Origin of the sequence: Weizmannia sp. FSL W8-0676, assembly GCF_038593015.1 — a bacterium.
GTDB classification, from domain to species: Bacteria; Bacillota; Bacilli; order Bacillales; family Bacillaceae_C; genus Weizmannia; species Weizmannia coagulans.
This window is the reverse complement of sequence record NZ_CP151954.1, coordinates 1,346,698-1,359,467: the sequence shown is the minus strand read 5'-3', so window position 1 is coordinate 1,359,467 and position 12,770 is coordinate 1,346,698. Positions and strand designations below refer to the sequence as shown.

General features: G+C 48.1%; 14 protein-coding genes. 2 read left to right on the top strand and 12 right to left on the bottom strand.

Annotated elements, in window-relative coordinates:
- Window positions 1–25: 25 nt before the first annotated feature.
- Window positions 26–448 (bottom strand): peptide-methionine (R)-S-oxide reductase MsrB, encoded by a 423-nt coding sequence (gene msrB / locus NST20_RS06565; RefSeq protein WP_017554655.1) that lies wholly within the window; start codon window positions 446–448, stop codon window positions 26–28.
- Window positions 438–974, bottom strand: a complete 537-nt coding sequence (gene msrA, locus NST20_RS06560) for a peptide-methionine (S)-S-oxide reductase MsrA (RefSeq protein ID WP_029142274.1) — start codon at window positions 972–974, stop codon at window positions 438–440. The genes msrB and msrA overlap by 11 nt, the downstream gene beginning before the upstream one ends.
- 135 nt (window positions 975–1,109) lie before the next feature.
- Here msrA and NST20_RS06555 point away from each other — a divergent pair, with 135 nt between their 5' ends.
- Entirely contained in the window at window positions 1,110–2,486 is a 1,377-nt protein-coding gene (locus tag NST20_RS06555) for an RsmB/NOP family class I SAM-dependent RNA methyltransferase (protein WP_328005081.1), read from the top strand.
- 75 nt (window positions 2,487–2,561) lie between these two features.
- On the opposite strand, the gene NST20_RS06550 is transcribed toward NST20_RS06555, so the two are convergent.
- On the bottom strand, window positions 2,562–3,119 hold the full coding sequence (locus NST20_RS06550) for a YpmS family protein (protein WP_342400284.1): 558 nt from the start codon (window positions 3,117–3,119) through the stop codon (window positions 2,562–2,564).
- Between the two features lie 26 nt (window positions 3,120–3,145).
- On the bottom strand, window positions 3,146–3,919 hold the full coding sequence (locus NST20_RS06545; protein ID WP_017554659.1) for an SGNH/GDSL hydrolase family protein: 774 nt from the start codon (window positions 3,917–3,919) through the stop codon (window positions 3,146–3,148).
- A 184-nt stretch (window positions 3,920–4,103) separates the two neighbouring features.
- Here NST20_RS06545 and NST20_RS06540 point away from each other — a divergent pair, with 184 nt between their 5' ends.
- Complete coding sequence (locus NST20_RS06540; protein ID WP_133537425.1) at window positions 4,104–4,742, top strand: hemolysin III family protein; 639 nt, start codon at window positions 4,104–4,106, stop codon at window positions 4,740–4,742.
- A 39-nt stretch (window positions 4,743–4,781) separates the two neighbouring features.
- Here NST20_RS06540 and NST20_RS06535 read toward each other — a convergent pair whose 3' ends face one another.
- From NST20_RS06535 to NST20_RS06500, 8 genes are all read right to left on the bottom strand, one after another.
- The gene (locus NST20_RS06535; protein ID WP_237349234.1) at window positions 4,782–5,270 is read right to left on the bottom strand and encodes a dihydrofolate reductase; all 489 of its coding nucleotides are present in this window, start codon (window positions 5,268–5,270) and stop codon (window positions 4,782–4,784) included.
- The gene (locus NST20_RS06530) at window positions 5,267–6,061 is read right to left on the bottom strand and encodes a thymidylate synthase (RefSeq protein WP_133537423.1); all 795 of its coding nucleotides are present in this window, start codon (window positions 6,059–6,061) and stop codon (window positions 5,267–5,269) included. Before NST20_RS06530 ends, NST20_RS06535 begins: the two co-directional genes overlap by 4 nt.
- A 317-nt stretch (window positions 6,062–6,378) precedes the next feature.
- On the bottom strand, window positions 6,379–6,957 hold the full coding sequence (locus tag NST20_RS06525; protein WP_017550773.1) for a YpjP family protein: 579 nt from the start codon (window positions 6,955–6,957) through the stop codon (window positions 6,379–6,381).
- A gap of 110 nt (window positions 6,958–7,067) precedes the next feature.
- Complete coding sequence (locus NST20_RS06520; RefSeq protein WP_133537419.1) at window positions 7,068–7,505, bottom strand: BrxA/BrxB family bacilliredoxin; 438 nt, start codon at window positions 7,503–7,505, stop codon at window positions 7,068–7,070.
- Window positions 7,506–7,523: 18 nt separating this feature from the next.
- Complete coding sequence (locus NST20_RS06515; RefSeq protein ID WP_013859197.1) at window positions 7,524–8,648, bottom strand: conserved virulence factor C family protein; 1,125 nt, start codon at window positions 8,646–8,648, stop codon at window positions 7,524–7,526.
- Window positions 8,649–8,902: 254 nt separating this feature from the next.
- Window positions 8,903–10,786: an ABC-F family ATP-binding cassette domain-containing protein gene (locus NST20_RS06510; protein ID WP_342400283.1), complete on the bottom strand. Its 1,884-nt coding sequence runs from the start codon at window positions 10,784–10,786 to the stop codon at window positions 8,903–8,905.
- A gap of 156 nt (window positions 10,787–10,942) precedes the next feature.
- A complete protein-coding gene (locus tag NST20_RS06505) occupies window positions 10,943–11,470 on the bottom strand; it encodes a hypothetical protein (RefSeq protein WP_342400282.1) in 528 nt (175 codons plus the stop codon).
- 112 nt (window positions 11,471–11,582) lie between these two features.
- Window positions 11,583–12,701 (bottom strand): RNA-guided endonuclease TnpB family protein, encoded by a 1,119-nt coding sequence (locus tag NST20_RS06500; RefSeq protein WP_014096213.1) that lies wholly within the window; start codon window positions 12,699–12,701, stop codon window positions 11,583–11,585.
- Window positions 12,702–12,770: the final 69 nt, after the last annotated feature.

Sequence of the window (12,770 nt, the reverse complement as noted above, 5' to 3'; positions counted from 1 at the left end):
TTGTATGTGCATCCGCCCAGTCGGCTTATTCTTTTTCTTCAAAGAGCGCAAGATACTCCCCATATCCTTCTTCCTCAAGCTTTTCTTTCGGAATAAAACGCATCGCGGCTGAATTCATGCAGTACCGGAGATGCGTGGGGCCCGGGCCGTCTGGAAACACGTGGCCCAAATGCGCGTCAGACGCCTTGCTCCTCACTTCCGTACGGATCATGCCATGGCTCGTATCAAGCTGTTCGTTGAGTTCACTGGCATCGATCGGCTTTGTAAAACTCGGCCAGCCGCAGCCTGCGTCATATTTATCTTTTGAACTGAACAACGGTTTTCCGGAAATAACATCGACATAAATGCCGTCGCGGAACTCGTTCCAGTATTCATTTTGAAACGGCGGTTCCGTTCCGTTTTTCCGCGTCACTTCATATTGTAAAGGGGTCAATTCTTCATCCTTCATGTTCATCCCTCCAATGGTTGCTTAAATAAGCGGCCCTGCCTGAACCTTGCCGGTAAGCTTCGTAATGGGCCGGGTTTTTCCGGTAATAGTCCTGGTGGTAACTTTCCGCCGGATAAAAGGCGGAAGCCGGTTCAATTGTGACAGCAATCGGCTTTTTAAACCGCCCGCTCTCTTCCAGCCGTTTTTTTGAAGCTTCCGCCGCCTGCCGCTGGGCTTCGTTCCGATAGAAAATAACCGGCCGGTAAGAGGCCCCCCTGTCGTAAAACTGCCCGCCTGCATCTGTCGGGTCAATTTGCCGCCAATAAATGTCAAGCAGCTTTTCATAAGGGAAAATTTCCGGATCAAACGTAATTTCAACAGCTTCTGTATGCCCGGTCGCACCGGAGCACACTTCCTCATATGTCGGGTTTGGTTTTGTTCCGCCCGTGTACCCGGAAACGACTTTTTGAATGCCGGGCAACTGGTCAAAAGGATGGACCATGCACCAGAAGCATCCGCCGGCAAAAATCGCGGTTTCCTCTGCCATGCGGATCCCCTCCTTTATCTATAGATTATTTTTATTTTACCTGTTGGTGTTGTTTTCATCCAGTTTCGTGACTGCAATCCCATAATTCATTATAATGGATCATAGTGGCGATTTTAACGGAAAGGGGTCTCATAATTGGAATTACCTGAAACTTTTATGGAAAAGATGGGGCAGCTGCTCGGAAAGGAAGCCGCTGATTTTTTCCGTTCCTATGAGGAACCGCGGGCATCCGGATTGCGCCTGAATCCGGCAAAAGTGAGCGAAACGGAATGGCATGCGCACAACCCTTTCCAATTGGAAAAAATTCCTTTTGCCTCCGGTTATTATTTTGATGAGGAAAAAGACAAGCCTGGAAAACACCCGTACCATGCCGCCGGGCTCTATTATATCCAGGAGCCGAGCGCGATGTTTATCGCCGGGCAGCTCGGGCTTGAAAAAGGCGATAAAGTGCTTGATTTATGCGCCGCGCCGGGCGGCAAATCGACGCAAATTGCATCCGGAATCGGCGAGAACGGATTTCTGCTTGCAAATGAAATCCATCCGAAGCGGGCGCGCGCGCTTTCTGAAAATATCGAACGGCTTGGGTTCTCCAATACCGTTGTAACAAACGAAACGCCAGAAAAACTAAGCCGGCATTTCGAAAACTATTTCGATAAAATTTTGGTTGACGCCCCCTGCTCGGGGGAAGGCATGTTCAGAAAAGATCCCGAAGCAGCGCGGCTCTGGAGCCAGGAACATGTCGAAGCGTGCGCGGCAAAACAGCGCGCGATTTTGGAGCACGCCTGGAAGATGTTAAAGCCCGGAGGCACCCTTGTTTATTCGACCTGCACCTTTTCTCCGGAAGAAAACGAACAGACGATTGAAGCTTTTTTGGCGCGGCATGAAGACATGACACTGGTGCCGATTCCCCATGAACACGGCGTCGGACCGGGAAAGCCGGAATGGGCAACGGAAAAGCGGAAAGATTTGTCCAATACGGCGCGTTTATGGCCGCACCGCTTAAAAGGCGAAGGCCATTTTGCCGCAAAAATGCGCAAACACCCGGGGGAAGCGGGGCAAACGGTGCCGCCTGAAAAGACAACAAAGCTTTCAAAGCAACAGGAAAAAGACTGGACAACCTTTGCAGAAAACACCCTCCAGCACTTTGATCCCGGCAGGCGCTCCTTTTTTCTGTATAAAAACGAGCTTTTCCTGCTGCCTTTTAACTGCCCGCAGTTAAAAGGGCTCCGCCTTGTCCGGTGCGGTCTGCATCTAGGCGCTTTTAAAAAAAACCGGTTTGAACCGAATCACGCGCTCGCGCTTTCCCTGAAAGCCGGACAATGCAAACACCGGACAGACCTCGGCGCCGGAAGCAGCGAATGCATCCGCTATTTAAAAGGGGAAACCCTCCCCGGAACAAAGGAGAACCGAGGCTGGGTCCTTATCACGGTGGACGGTTTTCCGCTCGGCTGGAGCAAAGAAGCGGGCGGCATTTTGAAAAACTTTTATCCGAAAGGGTTAAGGATCGTTTAAACCTGTGTAACGTTAACAGGCGGCAAACCCTTCCACCATATTGAAAAGCCGGCTTTTAAAGGCCGGTTTTTTGCGTTATTTTGGAAAACCAAGTGTAAACGAGATGTCATCATGCTGCAAATCAAATTGGTTGACTTTCACTTTGGCGCCGTTTTCCAACTTCATATTTTGCAGCTGGACATACACCAGTTTTTCACCCGGCTGGATGATCACCCACTTGGGCAGGTGGTAAGTCGTTTTGACGAATTTTAAAATATAGGATACCGGGAGATGGACGGAACCGAGGGATACCGATTTTTGCTTTAAAACGAGGTCCCCGTTCTTTAACGCTTTCGGCTTAAAAGTCATCTTATACTGCATTTTTTCGGAAAAGACCCCGACAGTTCCATAGTAGACGACTTCATCATTTAAAAGCACTTTCCCCTTTATTTTTTCTTCCCGCAAATAGCGGTTAATGAGCGCCGTTAAATCCGCCTTGTTTGTCTCTACCCGCAAATCAACCGTTTTTCCGGTTTTTTCCGGTTCCGGCACGCGGCCATCCGGCACAAAAAGAAAAAAGGAAAGCACAAGTACAAAGGCCACAACCACTGAAGCCAGTGCAAAAAAAGCGATTTTCCATGGGTTTCTTTTCACGCAAGCATCATTCCTTTACCACTTTGCTATTTTGGAATCCCCAAAAAATTCCCTTTCAGGAGATACCGGTAAATCCGTTTCGACATCCGTTTATACCCTTCATCGTTCGGATGGAAATGATCGTCATAAAGCAATGCATCTTCGTTATTCTCAAAAATATCCGCAACCGGGATAAAAACGGTATTTTTATAGCGAGATGCCACCGCTTTGCCGGCATTATTCCAGGCTGCAAGCATTTGGTCCATTTCCTTTATGTCGGTCAGCCACTTTGAAAAAGGGTTATAGAGACCGACGAGCGCGATCTTTGCATCCGGATTGACCGCGCGGACGCGGCGGAAAATTTGATCGAGCCGTTGTTTGTACCCCGGAATGGCCGCCTCAAATTCCTGCTTGTTTAAGTTGGAAATATTTTCACGGAACACTTTCATCATATCATTGCCGCCGATGGTAATCATAACAACATCTGAATCCTTGATGGACTTCCGGATTTTTTCATTCTGGAGCCGGGCAAGCAATTGGTCGGTCCTGTTCCCTTTTACGCCATAATTGGCAATGGTGGTTTTTTTCACACCCTTTAAGGCGTCTAGTTCATTTTTCAAATAATAGGTGTAGCCGCCGCGCCCCTTGCTGTCGCCTACGCCTTCAGTCAGGGAGTCCCCGATCGAGACGATGTGCAGCGGAACGGGCACCATCTTTTTTTCATTGCTTGCCGATTTAAACAACAGGCCGGTTATGCCGTGTGAACAGCCCGATAAGGCAAGCGCAACGGAGATGAGAAGAGGAATGAACCATTTTTTCATGTTTGACACCACTTTTCAAGCCTTTCTGAATTTACAATGTACCCATTATAACATGAAAAACGGGATCTTCTGCTGATTTACGCATAAAATTGCACCCGCTTAAAGCGCAAGATGTTTCCATTGCAGATTTCCCCGCCAAACACTATAATAAAGAGAAGCCCAAAGACAAAGGTGGTTTAAATTTTTGACAACTTCAACACTGCTTTCATCCTGGAAACAGGAACTGGCCAATGCCGTTACGCATGGCATCGGTTTTCTGCTCAGCATTCCGGCGATGGTTATGCTCGTCGTTTTCGCCGCAGAAAAGAATAACCCGCTCTATCTGGCAAGTTTTCTCGTTTTCGGGATCTCCATGCTGCTTCTGTATTTGTTTTCCACACTGCTGCACAGCTTTTACTGGACGAAAGTGAAAACATTTCTCGCCATTCTGGACCATTCTGCCATTTACATCTTAATTGCAGGGACCTACACGCCGATTGTGCTGATTACGCTGCATGGCACTTTGGGATGGGTGCTGTTTTCGGTCGTGTGGGGAGTGTCTGCTATTGGCATTGCTGGAAAATGTTTTCTCATTCACCGTTTTAAATTATTGTCCACGATGCTGTACTTAATCATGGGCTGGCTGATCCTTATTGCGATTGAGCCTTTGTATAAAGGGCTTTCGGCTCCGGGATTCTGGCTCCTTTTTTCAGGCGGAATCTGCTACTCGGTAGGCGCCGTGTTCTACACATGGAAAAACCTTCCTTATTCCCATGCGATCTGGCATATTTTTGTCATTGCCGGCAGCGCGTTTATGTACTTCACTATTTTATTTTATGTCTGATGGCACAGCGAAAAACCATGGGAATGTTTCCATGGTTTTTTACCTTTTCCGTACAAACACTTGAAATTCGTAGTCATAAGGATTTTTTTCGTTTTTTATCCCCTTTGTGCTGGAAGCCATTTCCCACTCCTCCCAGTCAACGGGCGGAAAATAGGTATCGCCTTCCATGTCAGCATGTATTTTCGTCCGGTACAATTTTTCCGCTTCTTCGAGCAGCAGGGCAAAAATCTCCGCGCCGCCGGTGACAAAAATCTCGCCGCCATGTGCATCCGCCCATTTTAACAATTCTGTTTTGCCGGCGACAACGACGCAGTCTTCCGCCTGAAAATCCGGGTCTCTCGTCATCACAATATTCGTTCTGCCGGGAAGCGGCTTTCCGATCGATTCAAACGTCCGCCTTCCCATCACAACCGGATGGCCCATTGTTACATTTTTAAAATACTTCAGGTCTTCGGGAAGATGCCACGGAAGCGCGTTGTTCTTTCCGATCACGCCTTTTTCATCTTCCGCCCATAAGAAGGAGATCATACACTCACCTTCCCCGGAATATGCGGATACGGATTGTAATCTTTTAATGTAAAATCTTCGTACCGGAAGGAGAAAATGTCTTTTACTTCAGGATTCAAAACCATTTTCGGCAGCTTGCGGGGCTCCCGTTCCAGCTGCAGCTTCACTTGTTCGATATGGTTCAAGTAAATATGGGCATCGCCAAGCGTATGGACAAAATCCCCTGGTTCCAGACCCGTGACTTGCGCAATCATCATCGTAAGCAGCGCGTAAGAAGCAATGTTAAACGGTACGCCGAGGAAAATATCGGCCGAACGCTGGTACAGCTGGCATGACAGCTTGCCGTTTGCCACATAGAACTGGAAAAAGCAATGGCACGGCGGCAGGGCCATCCTGTCAATCTCCCCGACATTCCAAGCGTTAACGATCAGGCGCCTGGAATCCGGATTGGTTTTAATTTGTTCAATGACCTGGGTGATCTGGTCAATTGTCCGCCCGTCCCGGGTTTGCCATGAACGCCATTGTTGCCCGTAAACCGGGCCGAGGTCGCCGTTTTCATCTGCCCACTCATTCCAAATGCGGACGCCGTTTTCCTGGAGGTATTTTACATTCGTATCTCCTTTCAGCATCCAGAGCAGTTCATAAATAATCGATTTCAAATGCAGTTTCTTTGTTGTCAGAAGCGGGAAACCGTCCTGCAAATGAAACCGCATTTGATGGCCGAAAACGCTGATCGTTCCGGTACCGGTCCGATCATCTTTTTTGACGCCGTTTTCGAGCACTTCGCGGCAAAGATCCAAATATTGTTTCATCATGATTCCATCCTTTGTCATTCAAATATCCGGGTTTCTACCCTGGAAAATTGTGCTGTACAAAATGAACTCCAGTATTTAAAATGGGGCAAAGCCATCCATCTGCATGATTATTCCCTGTTGCAGCCGGCAACAAAGCAGCCATGTTTCGCTCATTTTATATCCTTCTGCTGGTGCTACATTCACTGCGTTTGCAAAAAGTGCATGGAATGTCCGCGTGGATGTTGGGGTTGCCCGTCTCCACCCTGCTTTAGCCTTTTATCCGTTAAGGCGTTGTTTGTTTCCAGCTGCTGCCGCGGCAGGCATTCATCCCGCCTTTACCCTTTCATCCATTGCGGCGGCATGTTTTTGCCCCAGTAAATGGTGCCAAGGTGGCGGTGCGTTTGGAAATGGTCAAAGGCTACATGGTAATGGAAATTAAAATAGTAGCCGTCGCCGGGCGGATGGTCGCGCCGGACATGGAAACGGATGATGTCTTTATTTGTTTCCGTATTGTAAATATGAAACATTTTTTCACCGGTTCCCGCACTCGGCTGGTCTGAAACAGCGAGCAGCGGTAGTTTGTCCTGCGGGTATTCCTGCAGCGTTTCCGCGATGGCGGTTTGAATGTTTGGCAAAACGGCAGCACGGAACTCGTCTTCAATAACAGGCCTGATCCTTTCCCCGAATTTCAGATAAGCCCGTTTTTCTGCATCTTCAACGAATGACCGAGCAAGCGCGGCACTGTCAATCTTGCGGCTTGTGGCAGCCGTCCGATTGGAATAAGCAGAAGTCGTTTCCGCCGTTTCATTGCCAGTTTTATAGAGATGATTCCAGATTGCATGGGAAGGGGGGACAAGGCCGAATGTTAAAACAGAAACAAGGATAACCATTGATTTTTTCAGCCAGTTTTTCACGTGATCCCCTCCATATCCCAACAGTTCGAATATGTATTTATTATATAATATTTACACAGAAAAAACAGGCCCCATTTTGCAACCGGAATGATGCAAACGGGGCCGCAATTTTATGCGCAGTGTTGGTCAAAAGCAGCATGCAGATTTTCGATGATTTCTTCGACTTCATGCCCTTCGATATCGCTTCTCGGGATAAAATGGGCCACTTCTTTCCCTTGAAGCAGCGCCACAGAAGGGGAGGATGGTTCGACGCCGGTAAAATATTCACGCATTTTTGCCGTTGCTTCTTTGTCCTGGCCGGCAAATACCGTAACAAGATGGTCCGGCTTCTTTTCAGCCGTCCGGATTGCCTCAACAATTGCCGGACGCGCAAGCCCGGCTGCGCAGCCGCACACCGAGTTCACGACAACCAGCGTGGTGCCTTCCGCTTTTTCCATATAGGCCTCGACTTCTTCCGGTGTGCGCAGTTCCGTAAACCCGTTTGCCGTCAATTCTTCCCTCATCGGGGTAATAAGCGCCCGCATGTATTCTTCATATGCCATTGACATGTTGATGTCCTCCTTTAATTATGGCTGGATTTGCCTTGCTTCTGTCATCTGCTTCCAGACCGAGCCTTTTGCTTCTTCACCCTTTGTAATCCGCTCAATCGCCATTCTGACCTGGAGCCTGACTTCAAATTCAGGGTCGTTTTCCGCTTCCCTTAAGGCCGGGAGAGAAGCCTCGTCGCCCGCTTCGTATAAAAACATGGCGGCGCGCCACCTGACAATTTTGCTTTTATCTTTAAGCGCTTTTGCCATTTCCCCGCATGCCTCTTTGAACCCGAGGTCGCTAAGGCAGTCGCCTGCCGTCCGCCGCACGCTTGCATTCGGATCGTGCAGGCCGCGGTATAATAGCGGCAGCACCCGCTTGTCTTTCACCATGCCCAAATAAACAACGGCAAGCCGCCTGATCGATGGTTTTTCATCTTCTAGGGCTTTCTCCAGGACAGGCAGGTCGGAAAGATCAGGGTCTTCCATTTGTTCAAGGAGCCGGTACCTTTTGCGCCAGTCATCCGTTTCCAGCATGCCGGGCGTTAATTTCAGCCTTTTTTTGGCGGCTTGAACCTGCTCCGGATGCTGCGCTTCATTGACAAGCCGGTTTAGCCTTTCTTTCGGATAAGCGGCAATGATTTCTTCTGTGACTTCCGCACCGATTTCTTGCATCTCCCCGTACCGCACGCCGAAGTCTTTCCATTTTCGCAAGAAAACATAATTGTCGCCTTCCAATTGCGCAGCGGCAAGCGCCTCGGCAAAATAAGCCGGCAGCCCGAAACGTTTTTCCTGTTCCCCGTCCGCCAGTTTGACCTGGAGCGGAATGCCTTTAAACATCTGGACAAACACCTGGACTTCCCCGAAATGCTCATTGGCACGGGGGCTGTTTCCGGTTTCTGCTTCCGCTTCCCCGAACACCTCACGCACTTTCGGCAGAATGTCCTGCCAGTCCGTTTTGCCATGCCGCTCCACCGCGAGAAAGTCCGCAACATGGTATACGCCTTTCACGCCTTCGATATCGAGGATACGGCGGATCAGCGGCGGCACGCCTTCTTCCTGCCCTTTCTTATAATTGCTGCGGGCGCCGTCCGGCAGTGCTTCCGTCAATACGACTTTCATCGTATTCGGGCTCGGCGTTGGTTCAATCGCTTTAATTTTCATCTCCACACCGCCTTTCCCATCAAGTCTACTTGCATTTTAACATAATCACAGTGGATACACGAATGAGTTGATTCTTTTCATAAATATCAAGCGTACCTTGAAAATCAGAAACATCTTTCGTGCGTTCGCCGGCGCATCCTTTTTTCCTTTCAAAAAGCATGTTTCCGGCTGCCGCCCATTCCTCCAGCCCGGAAAGCGACGGACCAACCGTCACGCTTTTCCGGCAAAAAACGGGTCGCCTTCCTCAGAAAAAGTTAGTTGTCGTTTTTTTCCTGCAGCTCGGAAAGATAGCTCCAGCGTTCAATAAGGCCTTCCAGCCGCTCGTTTTCTTCTTCGAGCGCTTTTGAAATGTCCTGGGCCCTGACAAAATCGGAGCCGGCTTGTTCCAATTGTTCGTTCAGTGCGGCAATGGCTTGCTCGCATGCTTCAATTTTTTCGTCTATCTCTTCCCATTCCCGCTGCTCATTGTAAGACCATTTTTTTCGTTTCGGTTCCCGTTTAGACTTCGGCACATCCGTTTTTTCCTCCTGTGCCGGCGTTTCATGCGCGATTTCGAGGTAGTCGCTGTAACGGCCAAAAAAGCGGCTGATTTTGCCGCCGCCTTCAAAAATAAGCAGCTGCTCCGCGGTTTTATCAAGAAAATAGCGGTCGTGTGAAACCGAGATGACGACGCCTGGAAACGCTCCGATATAATCTTCAAGCACGGTAAGCGTCTCCGTATCGAGATCATTCGTCGGTTCGTCCAAAAGCAGCACATTCGGCCGCGACATCAGAAGCCTGAGCAAATACAGCCTGCGCTTTTCGCCGCCCGACAGTTTTCTGACCGGGGTGCCGTGCGTGTGCATGTCAAAAAGAAATCTTTCCAGCATTTGCGCGGCGGAAATCGTTTCCCCGTCTTTTGTTGTCACCGTATCCCCCGCTTCCCGTATATACTCGATCATCCGCTTATTTTCATCCATGCCTGGCGTTTCCTGACGGTAATACGCGATTTTGACGGTCTGCCCGGTGAGGCGTTCCCCGGAATCGAGCGGAATCCTGCCAGCGAGAATGTTCATCAAAGTTGATTTTCCGCTTCCATTTTTCCCGACGATGCCGATCCGGTCACCCGGCTTTACGAGCAGGTTGAAATCCTTTAGAATCGTCTCTGAACCGAACGCTTTATGAGCATGTTGCAGTTCAAAAACCTGTTTGCCGAGGCGGCTGCCGGACAAAGCGATATCGGCTTCCTGCTGCCGGGGGCTTTTACCGAGGCTGGATTCCAGTTCTTCAAAACGCCCGATCCTTGCTTTTTGTTTTGTCGAACGTGCCTTTGCCCCACGCTTCATCCAGGCAAGTTCCCGCCTGTACAAATTTTTCCGTTTTTCTTCCTGCTGCAGTTGCGCTTCTTCCCGCTGCGCTTTTGCTTCCATAAAATCCTGGTAATTCCCTTTGTAGCTGTACAGTTTTCCACCATTAAGCTCGAAAATCCGGTTTGCCGCCCGGTCGAGGAAATAGCGGTCATGTGTCACAAACAGGACAGAACGGGGATATTTTGTAATAAATGCTTCCAGCCACTTGACAGCCGGATAGTCGAGATGGTTGGTCGGCTCATCCAAAATCAACAAATCGGGTGTTTCCATTAATACCCGGGCAAGGGCGACCCGCTTTTTCTGCCCGCCTGACAATCCCGAAATTTTTCTGTCCAAATCGCGGATGCCAAGTTTTGAAAGGACCGTCTGTGCATTGGCGCCGGCTTCCCATGCACCGGCGGCATCCATTTCTTTTTGCAGCCGGAACAATCGATCCTGTTTGCCTGCATTTCCCGGATCCTTCCCGACTTCAAGCAGCGCCTCTTCATAGGAACGTAAAAGCGCCATAATCGGAGACTTGCTTTTATATACCTGTTCAAGGACCGTGAAGGCCGGATTCAGTTCGGGTTCCTGCGGCAAATAACCAATGGTATAATCGTTCGGCGTGCTCAGTTCCCCGCTATCCGCTTCATCCTGTCCCGCGAAGATTTTGAGCAGGCTCGATTTTCCGGTGCCGTTGACGCCGACAAGGCCGATCCGTTCCTGTTCGCCGATATGGAAAGAAAGATTGTCAAACAGCACTTTTTCCCCGTAAGATTTTGTCAACCCTTGGGCTTGAAATATTTTCATGATTCAACATCCATTCTTTGAAAAATTGCCGTCAAAACTGAAGAAGCGGCGTTCTCCTGCAAAGATAATCCCGCATAAGCGTTCCCTTCTTTGCCATTTTATCATGTTTTTGGACAAGGAAAGCCAAAAGCTGCACGGCGGGGCGTACAGCTTTTGTTAGAACCTCATCCGGCGCAAAGTCTTCACGGCATCTGCGGGCATCTCAAACAAATCATCCATTAAATCTTCCGTTATCAGCCGGGCAAAATCGATGGCAACTTCTTCGGTTACACCCGAGCGTGATGAATGGACAGTCCTTTCCTCGATGCGGCGCCGGTTGCCGTTTCCCCATGCGGAAAGGATCATCTGTTTATAATCAGCGGACCGGCCACTGTTTTTCCAGGAAAAAGTTACGGCGGCACTGGCACCCGCTTTGGCGCCGGGCGCGGGATCCAGTATTTCCGCCGCCAGCTGCCCGAGCGAAGCCGAAAGACAGATCATCACGCTTGCTTCCTGCCATTCCGGAAGCTGAAGCGTAATGCGGTATTCCCGGGACATTTCCGCCAGGTCGACCAGGTCTTTTCTTCCGGTGATGGATGCTTCCCCTCTTAAATCAAGATCATAGGCAGCGCCTTCGAATACAGTCTTCATATTTTCAAAAGCAGTCGGGTCAAACATCGCCTGTCCCCCGTGTGAACTACCCACCACTTATCAACCTTACGGTTTGATTGAAGTGGGGGCTTCTCGACTTATCGTTGCTTTTACTAGCCAACGAAAACTGACCGAGCTAACCCTCTTGTTCCAAGAGTTTTGTTACTTATGATAACGCTAATAAGCGTAATCCCTCATTTTTGATATTGATTGCTGAATTGTGATCGCGATCTAATACAAAGCCGCAAGAACATTTATATACACGTTCAGATAATGGCATTTCTTTTTCCTTGCCGCAACATGAACACTTCTTAGTGGAGGGAAACCACTTATCAATTTTCACAAGTTGTTTCCCCTGTTCTTTTAGCTTATACGCTAAGAAAGTAGTGAACATCCCCCAGCCGTTATCATGAACGCTTTTCCCAAAGTGAAGGGCTTGAGACATCCCTTTCATGTTCAAGTCCTCAATCACGACAGCATCAAAGTTAGAAGCTAATTCTTTTGACTTATGATGAAGAAAATTCATGCGTTGGTTCGCCACTTTCTCATGTAACTTAGCCACTACTAGTCGTTGCTTGTTCCAACGTGCAGAACCTTTCTTTCTTCGAGAAAGAATTCGTTGTGCTTTTGCTAATTTATCTAAGGCTTGCCGATAGTAACGTGGGTAATTGGCTTTCTTACCCTGTTCACTCTCGACATATAGACCATCCATAGCAAAATCCAAACCAACAACTTTCTGTATGTTAACTGGACGAATATCTTTCTCATATTCTGTCAAAATTGAAATGTAGTACTTGCCTGTCTTTGTTTTAGAAATAGTGCAAGATTTGATTTTATAATCAGCAGGTATCTCTCTATGCTGTTTCATTTTTATTGGCTTTTTGATTTTTGGCAGTTTGATATGACCATTTTCTAGCTTAATATTTCCGTTGACCATATTAGTTGTATAGGATTGTTTTGCTTTACGATTTTTGAACTTTGGAAAATCCGCATTTCCTTCAAAGAAATTCTTATAAGCAGTCTGTAAGTTCATTTGTGCATTTGCCAAAGCTAAAGAATCCACTTCTTTTAGGAATGGAAATTCACTTTTATATTTTGCAGGGGTCGGAAACTTTTGCTTTTTAAGCAATTCTTTATCATCCTTGAACTTTTCATACGTTTCTTTGCGTTCAGCTAACATCTTATTGTAGACAAAGCGAACACAGCCAAATGTCTTAGCTAATAATGCGGATTGTTCTTTGTTTGGTAACAAACGAAACTTGAAAGCTTTGTTTTGCTTGGCCATATCAATTCACCTCACTTTGTGCGGAAAAATTTCGTATATATTGATTATATCGTAAAAAATCCGTACAAT

Bases quoted from the DNA above. Each gene is read 5' to 3' on its own strand.
- NST20_RS06545 (WP_017554659.1), bottom strand. From the start codon at position 3,919: ATGAAAAAATGGTTCATTCCTCTTCTCATCTCCGTTGCGCTTGCCTTA.
- msrA (WP_029142274.1), bottom strand. From the start codon at position 974: ATGGCAGAGGAAACCGCGATTTTTGCCGGCGGATGCTTCTGGTGCATG.
- NST20_RS06515 (WP_013859197.1), bottom strand. From the start codon at position 8,648: ATGAAAATTAAAGCGATTGAACCAACGCCGAGCCCGAATACGATGAAA.
- NST20_RS06510 (WP_342400283.1), bottom strand. From the start codon at position 10,786: ATGAAAATATTTCAAGCCCAAGGGTTGACAAAATCTTACGGGGAAAAA.
- NST20_RS06500 (WP_014096213.1), bottom strand. From the start codon at position 12,701: ATGGCCAAGCAAAACAAAGCTTTCAAGTTTCGTTTGTTACCAAACAAA.
- NST20_RS06530 (WP_133537423.1), bottom strand. From the start codon at position 6,061: ATGAAACAATATTTGGATCTTTGCCGCGAAGTGCTCGAAAACGGCGTC.
- msrB (WP_017554655.1), bottom strand. From the start codon at position 448: ATGAAGGATGAAGAATTGACCCCTTTACAATATGAAGTGACGCGGAAA.
- NST20_RS06520 (WP_133537419.1), bottom strand. From the start codon at position 7,505: ATGTCAATGGCATATGAAGAATACATGCGGGCGCTTATTACCCCGATG.
- NST20_RS06535 (WP_237349234.1), bottom strand. From the start codon at position 5,270: ATGATCTCCTTCTTATGGGCGGAAGATGAAAAAGGCGTGATCGGAAAG.